General features: G+C 49.6%; 9 protein-coding genes and 1 pseudogene. 3 read left to right on the top strand and 7 right to left on the bottom strand.

The genetic code is table 11. The annotated features are described in order from the left end of the window. A pseudogene (locus AC6R0S_RS11010) lies at positions 1-522 on the top strand (1-aminocyclopropane-1-carboxylate deaminase/D-cysteine desulfhydrase); the annotation flags it as partial. A gap of 36 nt (positions 523-558) precedes the next feature. Further along, positions 559-885: a DUF1496 domain-containing protein gene (locus AC6R0S_RS11005; RefSeq protein ID WP_500633521.1), complete on the top strand. Its 327-nt coding sequence runs from the start codon at positions 559-561 to the stop codon at positions 883-885. On the opposite strand, the gene AC6R0S_RS11000 is transcribed toward AC6R0S_RS11005, so the two are convergent. Beyond that, a complete protein-coding gene (locus AC6R0S_RS11000) occupies positions 882-2003 on the bottom strand; it encodes a GNAT family N-acetyltransferase/peptidase C39 family protein (RefSeq protein WP_500631653.1) in 1122 nt (373 codons plus the stop codon). The two genes, AC6R0S_RS11005 and AC6R0S_RS11000, sit on opposite strands and share 4 nt — an antisense overlap. 68 nt (positions 2004-2071) lie before the next feature. On the opposite strand from AC6R0S_RS11000, the gene AC6R0S_RS10995 reads away from it, so the two are divergent. Beyond that, positions 2072-3523: a RimK family ATP-grasp domain-containing protein gene (locus AC6R0S_RS10995; RefSeq protein ID WP_500625593.1), complete on the top strand. Its 1452-nt coding sequence runs from the start codon at positions 2072-2074 to the stop codon at positions 3521-3523. Positions 3524-3583: 60 nt separating this feature from the next. Here AC6R0S_RS10995 and AC6R0S_RS10990 read toward each other — a convergent pair whose 3' ends face one another. From AC6R0S_RS10990 to AC6R0S_RS10965, 6 genes are read right to left on the bottom strand one after another with little or no spacing between them, the layout of a single operon-like run. After that, on the bottom strand, positions 3584-5218 hold the full coding sequence (locus tag AC6R0S_RS10990; protein WP_500637915.1) for a response regulator: 1635 nt from the start codon (positions 5216-5218) through the stop codon (positions 3584-3586). Then, the gene (locus AC6R0S_RS10985; RefSeq protein WP_500637914.1) at positions 5215-5574 is read right to left on the bottom strand and encodes an Hpt domain-containing protein; all 360 of its coding nucleotides are present in this window, start codon (positions 5572-5574) and stop codon (positions 5215-5217) included. The genes AC6R0S_RS10990 and AC6R0S_RS10985 overlap by 4 nt, the downstream gene beginning before the upstream one ends. After that, on the bottom strand, positions 5574-6974 hold the full coding sequence (locus AC6R0S_RS10980) for a sensor domain-containing diguanylate cyclase (protein ID WP_500637913.1): 1401 nt from the start codon (positions 6972-6974) through the stop codon (positions 5574-5576). Before AC6R0S_RS10980 ends, AC6R0S_RS10985 begins: the two co-directional genes overlap by 1 nt. Continuing rightward, the gene (locus AC6R0S_RS10975; RefSeq protein WP_500631658.1) at positions 6971-7567 is read right to left on the bottom strand and encodes a response regulator; all 597 of its coding nucleotides are present in this window, start codon (positions 7565-7567) and stop codon (positions 6971-6973) included. The genes AC6R0S_RS10980 and AC6R0S_RS10975 overlap by 4 nt, the downstream gene beginning before the upstream one ends. Then, the gene (locus AC6R0S_RS10970) at positions 7564-8733 is read right to left on the bottom strand and encodes an EAL domain-containing response regulator (RefSeq protein ID WP_500637912.1); all 1170 of its coding nucleotides are present in this window, start codon (positions 8731-8733) and stop codon (positions 7564-7566) included. Before AC6R0S_RS10970 ends, AC6R0S_RS10975 begins: the two co-directional genes overlap by 4 nt. Further along, entirely contained in the window at positions 8730-12425 is a 3696-nt protein-coding gene (locus AC6R0S_RS10965; protein WP_500637911.1) for an ATP-binding protein, read from the bottom strand. Before AC6R0S_RS10965 ends, AC6R0S_RS10970 begins: the two co-directional genes overlap by 4 nt. Positions 12426-12641: the final 216 nt, after the last annotated feature.

The following is a 12641-nucleotide window of genomic DNA, read 5'->3' as shown; positions in this document are numbered from 1 at the left end:
GTGATCCCCGAAGGCGGCCGCTCAACCCTGGCAGAGCCCGGTGTGGCAGGACTGGCGCGAGAAATTCTCTCTTGGACTCGTTATCATCCCGAGCACGAGTTTGTTGTCGCCCTACCTTCCGGGACCGGTACCACGTCGCTCTATCTGCAAAAAGCACTCAGACCGCACGGCATTGAGGTTCTGACTTGTCCGTGTGTGGGTGGGAGAGCCTACCTCGAAGCGCAGTGGCGAGCATTAGGTGAAGAGGTGTTTCCCACGGTTCTTGAACTCGAACAAAAGCATCACTTTGGCAAGTTGTATCAAGCGGACTATCGGATGTGGCAGCAACTGCTGGCCGACACCGATGTTGAGTTTGATCTGCTTTACGATCCCATGATGTGGCGCTGCCTGCTCAGCTGGTACCCAAATCACCCGCAAAAGACTATTCTCTATGTGCATCAAGGGGGATTGCTGGGCAACGAAAGTATGCTGGCGCGTTATCAACGCAAATTTGATGGTGTTTTAAGCCAACGCATCCCCTAAGTTCATCATCAACCAAAGAGTAAAAGGAGCGCAGCGATGCGATTGTGCACTCAAATTCTAAGTCTGTTGTTGGCTCTCGGCATGACTTATCCTGCGTTGGCAACCGTCATCACAACGCCGGGTAAACCGGTTGTCGGCGTCAACGCTTCGCGCCTTGCTGAGCGCGTCTGCTACTACCAAGACCAAGCCTACTCATTGGGCGCCGTGATTGAAGTCAAAGATCACCTGCTGCGCTGCTCGAAAGCCAACGACTTTGAGAGCAATGGCGCGCTGAAATGGCAAAGCCTTAATAGCCAAGACGAAAGTAAAAGCGAGCAACCTGACGCTGACGCGAACAAATCTAAGCGTTATTCGGTCAACTAGCTCTGTGACGCCACTGCGCTGGATTCAGAGTGCGCAGGGCGAATCACCACACAAGCGGTATGACGCTGCTTGCCAAAACCGATGATCTGCGACAGCGCCGCTTTGCTGACCGTCACGTGCGCCGAGCCAACGGCATCCAGCTCAGATTCAGCGTGCGGATCATGAATGAAAAAGAACTGCTCGCTCATCCCACTCAGTACCACCCAGTGCGGCTCTTTGCTGCCATTAAAACGATAGGTGCTGATTAACAGCAAAATACTAGCCCCTTCTTCCACCCAGCGCTCCAACTGACTCTGTGACGGTGGAGAGTCGATGATATCCACGTCCTGCTCCGCCAACTGTTGGCAAAAATCCTGATGAACAATTTCAATCACTTGCTTCTTGTTGTCATCACGCACACTGTCGATAAATGGCGTTGACTGGGATTGGCTCCACAGCTCGACATGATACCCGCGTCGTGCCGCTGCCAGTGCCAACCCATGACCACTGCACCCACCGTGGCCTGACGCCATGAAAATCGTCGTCGCCTCGCGCCACAATTGCAACTCGGCACTGCGTGTCAGAGGTTGTGATTTATCGAAATGCGCAAAAGCCATTAGCAGCGACGCCGCGCCACAAGTAAATGGCGTGGTTTGCACATAAAGTGGCATATTTAACAAGGTCTTAGGTCCGTAATGACTTAAGCGTTTTTGCATTTTTAGCCCATCACACAAATCGTCGTAGTAATGGATCAGCAGCTTGAGGGTTTTATAGCCCAATTTCTTGTATAAATTTATCGCGCCTATATTGTCTTCGCGCACTTCTAGTCGTATTGTTGTGAAGCCTTTTTCGACGGCAGCGCGCTCACACATTTCGATCAACGATTGTGCAATATTTCGTCCCCGGTACTGTGGCATCACCGCGATGGAATAGAGTCTCGACAGTTGTGTTCCTTGGTGAAACAAAACTAATGCATAGCCAACCACCTGCTCATCGCACTGTGCTACGAACAAAGAAGAATGTTCAGATTGGATGAACCTTTTCATCTGCCGTGGTGAGATCCTATCACTGGAGAAAAGTGACTTTTCCAACTGATTTAACGCACTGAGATCTGTGATTTTCGATTGGCGAAAATTCATGTGATACCTTCAAAAAAGCTTATGCTAGTGTTTACCCATCATAGCGTTATTATTAAGGAACAAGATAGATGGCAAACTTATTAATTGTCGCCGACCAAACCAGTGATTGGCAGCAATATTTCCCGTCAGAACAAGTGGTGAGCGTGGCGCAATACCTCGACAGAGATTGGCAAACCACCCAACGTAATGTTCAAGTGGTCAACCTATGTCGCGATTACAGCTACATGAGCAGTGGTTACTACTGTTCGCTGATGGCCGAGGCCCGTCGTCACCGAGTGATCCCGACGGTCACTGCTATCAATGATATTTCTCAACCCCTGTTGATGTCATCTAATTTCCTCAAGCTGAGTAAACTGCCGAGTGACTTAACGACCTTGTCTTGCAAGATCTATTTTGGTCGTACGCAACAAGCAGGGCTTGAAAAACTTGCCCGTCAGCTTTTTGAGCAGTTTATGATTCCGATCATCGAGCTCAAGATGACCAAACATCAAACGCAGTGGCAAATCGAATCTGTGGCGGCCTTCCCGTTCCAAGAGCTTGAGGATCAAGAAGAAAACTTCTTTATCGAGTCGCTTGAGCAGTTCTCAGACAAAGTTTGGCGCAAACCCAAGCAGGTGAAAAAATACCGCTATGATCTCGCAATGCTGGTCGATGAAGAGGAAAAAATGCCGCCATCGGATGCCTCTGCATTGAAGCGTTTTAAGCGTGCAGCCGATCGCTTGGGGATGAACCTAGAGACGATTGGCAAAGACGACATTTCGCGTCTTGGCGAATTTGATGGCTTGTTTATTCGCGCGACCACCAACATCAGCAACTTCACTTACCGCTTTGCTAAAACCGCCGAAAAGCTTGGCCTAGTGGTGATGGATGACTCTGAGTCCATCATGAAGTGTACCAACAAGGTGTTTTTGACTGAGCTGTTGAAAAACAACAAAGTCCCTGCGCCTGCAAGCGTGATTTTGAATCGCTTTGACCCAGACTGGCAAGACGACTTGCTGAGCGAGTTGAGCTTTCCTATGGTGCTTAAGATTCCAGATGGCGCCTTCTCTCGCGGTGTGGTGAAAGTTAAAAACCAAGAGGAGCTTGAGCGCGAAGCGGCGGCGCTATTTGAGAAAAGCGCATTGATTTTGGCTCAAGCCTTTATGCCGACCGATTTTGACTGGCGAATTGGTGTTTTGAACCACCAAGCGATTTTTGCCTGTAAATACATGATGAGTCGTGGTCACTGGCAAATCTACCAACACCACAACAGTGGCCGTGTTTCATCTGGTAGTTTTGAGACGCTCGATCTTAAGCAAGTGCCAAAGAATGTCGTCGATGTGGCGGTCAAAGCAGCGAATCTGATTGGTCATGGTTTATATGGTGTCGACTTGAAAGAGATCGACGGTCAAGTCTACGTGATTGAAGTCAATGACAACCCGAGTATTGACCATCATGTTGAAGACGCTTTCCTTGGCGATCTTCTCTATGACCGCCTGATGACGGAGTTCCTGCGTCGTATCCAAATGCGCGGCTTCTAACCTATATCATCCGATCATTCGTATCAAAGCTTAATATCCTGCCTAAGTCACTCCGGTGGCTTAGGCATACTCCATCACATTGTCTTTCGCCATCGCATAGAGCTTTTTGTAATTGCTGTTGTTGCGCTCTTGTGCTGACATTTGCGCATGGACCACTCGATGGCAATCCGCCAACAAGTTAAATACCTCTCGGTAGTTGCGAATTCGAATGCGGTTATTGGCGAGTAGCTTGATGATCGCCAAGCTCACTTTGTAGGAGTTCGGCATCAGAGCTTTGAGCGTCGCGTATTGCTCTAAGTATTTCTCGCCTTCTTTTTCGTCGCGTTCGTTCCATTGCGCCATAATGCTTTTCACTCGCTGAATTTGGCGCTGCTTATCTTTGAAGCGGCTTTCAAAATTTGCCCACATGACGTGCTGGCTCTTCTTAATATGGGCAATTTGCTCGTCTCGAATCGCCATTTTGGCCTGCTGTAAGAGCACGGGAATGTCGTTAAACAGCGACAGGTGCTCTAGTAGATAGAGCCAATGAAAATAATCATAGAAATGTAGTGGCTTATCAACGGTGAGCTCAGAGATGAGCGACACGGCACTGCGCATATCTTGCGACAACCAATGAATGTGCACATGCAGCAACGTCACTTGCACATCAAGATGACGACACTTTTCAAGCTCATCCAACTTACCATTGATGAGGTAGCGCTGAGCTTCAAATACTGCGGGCTTATCCTCATCAACGGCTCGATAGAGAAAACTGCGGACCGTGTTGAGCGTGATGTATTCACTTTGACGGTAGGTATTTTCGTTCTTTTCGCTGTAGCGCTTAATGTAATAAAACGCGTCGTCATAATGAGCAATCGCTAGCGACAGATTGGAGAGAATCAGCTCGCGCTCTGTCCCTGCCTCAAGCAGGTTGGTGGCCAATTTTAAATGTCCTATCGCCCCCTCTATGTTGTCGTTTCGCACACACACCGCCGCCATCCCATCATGGTAGTAGGGATTATTGTCTTGATTCGACAAGGTGCTGAGTACATCCCTCGCCATATCAATCTCTTCTTGTTCAATCAGCACTTTGCTCAATGCGGTTTTCACGCTGTCGCAATCATATTCATCGAGCAGCGCGCGATACTGCTGGGCCGCATCCTCATATTGACCTAACTGGGCATAGCATTGGGCTTTCAGATGGTCCAGATGACGCCCATACTGCGGGTGAAACGGGTGCAGCTCATCACATACCTCTAGCGCGTGTTGGTATTGCTTGTCATAAATAGCGGCATAGACACTCGCCAGTGCCTTTTTCCGCTTGAGACCGCTGTAAAGACGCGCAGAGAGAAAGGGCTTATTGAAGGGCTTAAGCCAATAATCATCCGGGTTACAGTCAATGATGGTACGCACGATTTGCGGTTGGTTTTCACCGGTTAAAAAGGCGAAAAAGAGATCGCTTTTGAGCAGTTGTAAGTGATGCAACTCTTCGAGCAGTTGGTAGCCGTTGATCTGGCTATTGAAGTTCACATCACAAATCACGATGTCGAACGCAATCTGCTTGCAGTGATTGATCACCTCATTTGGCCGATAGGCACAAACAACGTTACTGCTATCAAAACCAATCTCTCTTAGGATCAACAAGATAGAGCTGCACACTAAACGCGAGTCATCCGCGACCAATACTTTAAGCTGGCTGACATTGATCCCATTCATGGCCCTGCATCCTCCGATGTCTGCATTGATTGCCAGTTCACGACATGCTCAATGCTTTGGCTTAGGTTTCGTGAAAATAGGATAAGCGCCGGCTCACCCTGCGCCGGTAGAGAACTGGCTTGCAATAAGTGATGCGCCTCACTCGCCAATAAGTGGTGACCCACCATCGCCGCGCCGCCCTTGATCTTATGCAGCAGAGCGCGAACGGTCACTGCATCCGCCCGTTCAAGCGCTTGCGTTAAACCGGTGGCGTCTTCTTGCATCACATCGATATAGCACTGCGCCATCATCGGCCTTGTGCTTGGCTCAAAGGCATCTAGCCACTCCGTGTGATCGTTAGGCTGGATTTGCTGCATCACCTCTTACTTACCCCCCGCTTGCCTTTGTCTTGATAGAGATTTTCATCCGCCATGATCAGCGCATGGTCTAGCTCATCATCTGGCCGTTTAAACGCCACACCCACGCTCACGGTCACCGCGATGTTCATCGGTCTTAACAGCTGAGCCGATACCTGCTGTTGCAACTTCTCTTTGAGCTCTAACACACGAGGTGGAGTACACCCCGGCAAGATGGCGAGAAACTCATCACCGCCCGAGCGAACAAGATAGTCGGAGTCGCGGAAAACACGCTTCATCGCGTTGGCAATGTGTTTAATCGCTTCATCGCCGGTATGGTGTCCATATTCGTCATTGATGGTTTTGAGTTTGTTACCATCCACGGCCAAGATAGCCAGAGTTTCACTGTGCGTTTTTTCTATAAACTTGCGAGTATTGAACACCTTGCGGTTATACAGCCCTGTCATCTCATCACGGTGTGACTCTTCGTACACTTTGGCGATATTGGCTTTCGCCTCTCGCAGTTTGGCATAGTGATTCACGCCAAGTAGCGAGACACACCAAAGCAAGAAAAAGGCGGGTAACGTATCGAGCAACAATTTGCTGACCGGATAATTGAAACTGAGCACCGATTTGTTATCAATCACATAGTGCGAGCGAAAGCCCAGCTCTGCCAACGGGTAGTCCGGGTAACTGATTTGCACATAATTAAGCTCGCCCACATTGCCTGAGCTGTACGTCGCTTCTTCACCAAATTTTGAACCAAACGCGTACATATCTACGCTCACATCACCCATCACTTCACCACGATGCAACACGGGGCTCGACAGCGTTATTGTCGGTTCGCCTGAGATCATATCCTGGTAGATTTTTGATACTACTAAGCGATCTGAAAGCGCCTCTGCGGTGGAAAATCGAGAACAAGTTCGAAAGCGTTCGCAGCGCTGATCGTGGATGGCGCGTGTACCCAAGTCAATTTGCCCCATATCGCTGAAAAAGATGAACTTTCCCTGCCCTTGAAACGATTGGTAGTAAGTCGCAGAGCGATCATCGAGTAAAAACGCATTCATATTGCCAAAGGCATAAATCAGTGAGGACAACACCACTTTCTCATCGCGATTTAGCTGGTGCGACTCTCCGGTCAGTGGGTAAACGTAGGTCTTAATGCCATATTGACCGATATTGTTGTACGTCTCCTCCAACACCGCCTCATCAATATGAAAAACCGTATTCACAAACAAAGAGGTGTAAATCAGGCGCTGCTTTTGAGTATCGATGCTTTCCTTCAGCAGCTTGAAGTCGTTTTTTTTCGTGCTGACTTGCACATAGGAGTAGGCAAAAAACAGCAAGACATAGGTGATAAACGCCAACGCGCAAGACTTCGTCAGCACGCTGACACGACTCACTTTTTTGCTAATCATAATGCCGCAACCTTGTTGAGCTCCATTAAGTTGCCCACACCATATTTGTCTAAAAGACGCTTCTTATAGGTGCTCACGGTTTTGTCGCTGATCGACAGAATATGCGCGATCTCCTTGTTGGTTTTTCCGCGCAGTAAATGGTTCATCACGACGGCTTCACGATTAGAGAGATCCACTTTCTCGCGCTCAGGGCTCGGAGTTGATTTGAACTTGAAGAAGGTATAGCCGTTGAAGATCCCTTCTACTGCGTCACGCAAGATCTCTTGCTGCTCCGACTTACACACATAACCGTCAGCGCCTGCTTTAAACGCCAATTCGCTAAACAGCGCGCTCTCTTCCGCCGAATAGAACAAGACCTTACCGCGATAGCCATGAGACTTAATACGGCGGTAGAAATCGTATCCATCGACATCGGTGAGATTGATGTCCAAGATAAGTAAGTCCACTGCCCCTGACTTAATAGTATTGAGCGCGCTCTTGGCGTTGTTGGCCACAGAGACACTGTCAATAAAGGGTAAGGTTGAGATGGTGGCGCGAATCGCCACTCCCACCAGTGGATGGTCATCAAACACTAAACAGCGACATTTACTCATAATAAGCTCTCTACTAAATTAGGTTGGCAAAGCGGCAGCTCTGCCAAAGGAACAGGTTTACTGACCAAGTAGCCTTGGCAGGTATGCACACTCAACCCGCGCAATACATCCCACGATTGCTTCGTCTCCACACCTTCTGCCACAACATGAATGTTGAAAGATTGCGCAAGTTGGCTGATAAACGTCACGATGCGCTGCTTTTTGGTGTCGTTCTCAAGACCAAGCACAAAGGTGCGGTCTATCTTGATTTCGTTAAATGGGAAGGCATACAAGTTCTCCAACGAGGAGTAGCCTGTACCAAAATCATCAATCGCGACATTGATGTGATTGACGCGCAGCTTGGCTAAGTTTTTGTATAGCGCACGATTTTTCTGATACGAGTACTCTTCGGTGATTTCTATCGTCAGACGCTGCGGATCCACTCGGTGCTGACGACACAGCGTCAGCACATGATCGGCAAAATTGGGGTTCTCCAGATTCGCTTGATCGGCGTTCACGGAGACTTTGGCGGGCAGCAAACCCTGCTGCATATCCATGAGCGCGTTGAGCAATACGGTATCAAACAGCTCGTTCGACAACTGGCATCGCTCCACCATAGGAAGAAAGGTATCGGGGAAGAGCGTGCCATGCTCTGGGTGTTGCCATCTCGCCAGCGCTTCAACGCCCACTACCTCACCAGTATTGAAATCCACTTGAGGCTGATAAAAATTGCAAATGTCCCCCGCAGCCAATGCGAGCAAAAACTCCGCATCCGTTAGCGTTAGCGCGCGTTGAACGAATGTGCGCGGGGTCGGTTTGATGTAGGAAAATAGAGCGCTTAATTCGGCCTCAACAAAAGGCTTACTGATCTGGGCAATAAGGTCAAAACTGTAACCCTGACACATGGCTTTCACGGTAGAGAGCACAGGTTGATCTAGCCCACTGAGAATGGCGACATGTCCAGCAAAACTGACCTCATTGAGCGCTTCAAGCATGTCGATACCATCTCGACCGGGCATGCTCAAATCACACAAGATCAACTGGTAATCCCGTTCACTCACTGACGCCATCGCCGCATCTACCGAGGTAAAACTGTGAATATCACTCACCCCGAGTTGGCGTAGCGCTCTGTCCAGCATTTTTAGCTGTAAGGGGTGGTCGTCTAATAACATCACTGTGTGTGTCATGATTGGGTTCTCCAGCGGTCTACCGCGGCTACCTCTTGCGTCAGACTATCAATCAATGACGCGACTCCCTGAGAGAATGAGTGAGCAGAAGAGTGCTCTATGTGTTGACACTGAGTCATCAGTGACGTGAGCCCAACGGCTGCCAAGCCGCCTTTAATGCTGTGTATCGCCTTACGAAGCACATCCATGTCATCACTGTCTCGCAGCACCGTTAAATCTTGATTCATCGACTGCACAAACAGCGCCGCAAATTCGGCTTGTTCGCTCTCGCTTAACTGAGCGAGCCAAGCAGGCATGGCGCGGGTTTCGTTCGCCTCTGCGGGCAGATACAAGCCAAGCAGAGCGCGTAATTGCGCCATTGAATAAGGCTTGCAAAGGACATGGTCCAAGCCGCTTTGGCTGGCAAGCTCCGTCGCCACTCGCGAATCTTCTGCGGTGAGGCCAATCACGGGTAACGCACTCAGTGTCGAGTCTTGACGAATGTGACGCGTCAAGGCAAAACCGTCCATGATGGGCATATGAAAGTCAGTCAGCAGCACATCGATATCCTGGTGCTGAGCAAGATAAGCCAATGCTTGTTCGCCGTTATCGACAATCTTGGCGTCAACGCCCAACTCAGCCAGTTGCATCGCGATGATGTTTTGATTGATGAGGTTATCTTCCGCTACCAAAACACGTCCGCACAGCGCGGGACTTGCAGGCGCATCCTTAGCTGCTGACGTGGAGGTCGATGTCTGACGCGTGCGCTCCGTCAAGGCTTTAAGCACCATATGAGGGTAGCGATAATGCTGACTCGGCATCTCATTTACGTCATCATTCAAACCTCGAATCTGAAGATGATGGTTTTCAAGCATCATCACATCCGCAAGCCCCTCACAGGCTTTCATTCCCCAGGCGCGAAACCACTGTGTCATTTCTACAGGTAAACCTGATTCGTTGTAGCTCACATCGCTCAATATCGGATCTAAGCGAGCACTGGGTTTGAGTGGCAGCTGCAAGCGAAACACACTGCCAACATTGACGATGCTTTCGATATTTAATGACCCACCCATGCAGGCCACCAGCTTATCAACAATGCTCAGCCCTAAACCGGTGCCGCCAAATTGGCGCGTTACGCCATCGTCGGCTTGGGTAAACGGCTGAAAAATCTTTTCTATTTGGGCGCGCGTCATTCCGATGCCGCTGTCAGAGACCGTCACGTTGAGTGCCCGATCAGTGGCGGATGCATCAATTTTGATGAAGCCCGTCTGGGTGAACTTAATCGCGTTAGACATCAAGTTGTTGATGATTTGCACCACTCGCACATCATCAATCACGCCATAACGCTGGGCAAAAGGTAAAAACGCTACGCGACACTCCAGCCCTTTGCTCTGCGCTGCACTTTCAAAGGAACGAACCGTCTCCCCCACCACCTGCAGCAGATCGGTCTCAACCGGATTCACACGCAATTGATTGGCGTGCAATTTTGAAAAGTCGAGCACTTCATCCACCAGCTGATTGAGGTGACGGGTCGATTGTTTGGCTTGTTCCACCAGTTCAGACACGTCAGCATGCAACGGCTTGGTTTGCATCAGCTCCAATAGCCCTTGTGCTGCCGCTATGGGAGTGCGCAGCTCATGGCTCATGGTTGCCAAAAAGCGCTCACGAGAGACGACCGCTTCCTGTGCATGTTGCTTCGCTTTGAGAAGCTCGGCTTCTTTCGCTTTGTGCTCGGTGATGTCGTTGAGCACCGTCAACACAAAGCGATTGTTTGAGCTCGGAGACGTGATCATTTTACGTTGGCGGAAAATGTGCGCCACCGACAGACGGCAATCTTGAGTTTGGTGATAATCTGCGATCAGTTCACCCGCCAATACCCGCTCCACTTCTTGCGCATTATCGACCAAAGGCGACTGCGCGCTACGACTGGCCACGGTGCACCCGTTGCAATCGCCACGTTGAACGTGCTCGCAGTTACTCAGCACCATCTGGTTGCGGCTGTCATGAATAAATACCCAACTGTCGAGCTCTGAAATAATGGTCTTCAACCACTCTTTTTCGTTCTCTTCTTGATTTGCACTTGCCTCAGCCAAGCCCACTTTGAGCCTGAGGTTAGAGATAATAAAGTAGGTCAGTAGCGCCGCCAGCAATACCAATGTCAGCACAGCGCCAGCGACCTGCACCACTTGCTTGTTGTCATAGCCGTAGATGAAGTTGATTTGGCGATAGCCTCGCATCAGCTTCGCCATCTCGTTAACGTCAATGGTGCTAAATACACTGTCGAGCAATCGCTTCAACTGCGGGGAGTTTTTCACCGCAAACGCAAGGTGCACTTTTAGAGGCTCACGCTCATTGATTTCGAGCCCGCCGACATCGCTTCGTACCACCAAACCGTGCGCGATATCTTTAGGGATATAAGCAAAATCAATCGCTTGAGATTTCAAGTCTGCAATCAGCGTTTTCAGGGTGTCGTATTGTTTGATCTGGCGATCTCGCCACCCGGTAAGATGGACAAATCCTTGGTGCTCACTGCTGGTCAAAACGCCGACAATGTCATGCCCCTGATGTTGAGGCACGTCACCTTCACGGGTCACGGCAACATAGTTGAGGGACAAAAAGGGCTCAGTCAGTTGCCACTTCGCCATCGGTTTTTCATCGGTATACGCCACGGGAACCAAATCGGCGTTATAGCCTGACAAGCTCCCTTCATCGAGATGATCAGGCTCTACATGGGTAAACTCGAGTCCTGTCCGCGAGCGAAGCAGTTGGAAGAAATCATGCAAAAAGCCATCAAGCTTGCCGTCTTCACCACGAAACAGAAACGGATAGGCGGTGGTCGCGGCGCTATAAGTGATCGGCTTTTCGGCACTATGGGTACGCTGAAAATCGTTCAGTTTGAGTTCAACCGAGTGATAAGGGTTGTCGGAGACTATCGAGCGAACATTGTCCCCCTGCTCTTCTAAATTCAGCACCTGATTGACGCGATCGACAAGGCTTTGATATTTAGCGGTGGTGATCAAGCGCACTTTCTCGCTCTTGACCCACTCTGGCGTCGCCAATGTACCTTTGACGATGTCATGGCCATCAAGAAAAGTGTTTAAGACCACGAAACTGGAGATAAGCGCATCACTCAATCCCAACTCCATCGCTTGCTTGGCATCATCAAGATCGCGGGCGTAGTGAATGTTATCAATGCCCGCCGATTTGAGCTGTTCGCAATGAGAAGTACCGCGAATGCATGACCAAGCAAGAGATTCAGGCGCATGTTTGGCGAGATGACGATCGGCGTACCACACCGCCACACTGCTGGTGAAAAAAGGTTTAGAGAAGATAAATCGCTTGGCTCGCTCCTTGGTGCGGCTAAAGCCCACCGCCCCGACCACTTCATCACGCTCAATCGCATCCAGCAGTGCAGACACCGTCGGGTAGCCTTTCAGTTCCACCTTCAACTTCAGCGCATTGGCGATATTGACTAGATAGTCTTGATTGATGGCATCAAACGCATTGATGCCATCGTGGTGGGTACCCATCGCTCCCTCTTTCGACACGATACCAAACACCAACGTCGCCCTTTGTGGCTCATTGGTCGGCGCTACTGGCGCAGTTTTGGTCGCATTCACCTCACCTGTACCTAAACCAAGCAGGCAAAGCGCGCACAGCGCCATCACGCGCAGGCGCGGCATGTGAAATCGTGTTTGAAAACGTGGCATCATAAGTCTTTCCTACTCTACTGACCGGCAAGACTATGGATATAGGAAGCAAAGTCAAACGAGCACGTTCAACGTGGGTTTCATAACTAATTGTTAAATATAAATAATTTTAAATTTTGTAGGAAGAGTATGACATGAGTTCGGGAGATACCAGACAAATCAACTCTGTCAGAAAAGAAGAAAATTGACGCTCTCTAGGCTCAGTAATGACAGAAAAGC

Source organism: Vibrio sp. R15-SG3-ISO1B, from assembly GCF_059833835.1.
This window is presented reverse-complemented; position numbering and strand designations above follow the sequence as displayed.

Coding starts and splice junctions, on each gene's coding strand:
- AC6R0S_RS10995 (WP_500625593.1), top strand. CDS start 2,072: ATGGCAAACTTATTAATTGTCGCCGACCAAACCAGTGATTGGCAGCAA.
- AC6R0S_RS11000 (WP_500631653.1), bottom strand. CDS start 2,003: ATGAATTTTCGCCAATCGAAAATCACAGATCTCAGTGCGTTAAATCAG.
- AC6R0S_RS11005 (WP_500633521.1), top strand. CDS start 559: ATGCGATTGTGCACTCAAATTCTAAGTCTGTTGTTGGCTCTCGGCATG.
- AC6R0S_RS10970 (WP_500637912.1), bottom strand. CDS start 8,733: ATGACACACACAGTGATGTTATTAGACGACCACCCCTTACAGCTAAAA.
- AC6R0S_RS10985 (WP_500637914.1), bottom strand. CDS start 5,574: ATGCAGCAAATCCAGCCTAACGATCACACGGAGTGGCTAGATGCCTTT.
- AC6R0S_RS10965 (WP_500637911.1), bottom strand. CDS start 12,425: ATGATGCCACGTTTTCAAACACGATTTCACATGCCGCGCCTGCGCGTG.
- AC6R0S_RS10990 (WP_500637915.1), bottom strand. CDS start 5,218: ATGAATGGGATCAATGTCAGCCAGCTTAAAGTATTGGTCGCGGATGAC.
- AC6R0S_RS10980 (WP_500637913.1), bottom strand. CDS start 6,974: ATGATTAGCAAAAAAGTGAGTCGTGTCAGCGTGCTGACGAAGTCTTGC.
- AC6R0S_RS10975 (WP_500631658.1), bottom strand. CDS start 7,567: ATGAGTAAATGTCGCTGTTTAGTGTTTGATGACCATCCACTGGTGGGA.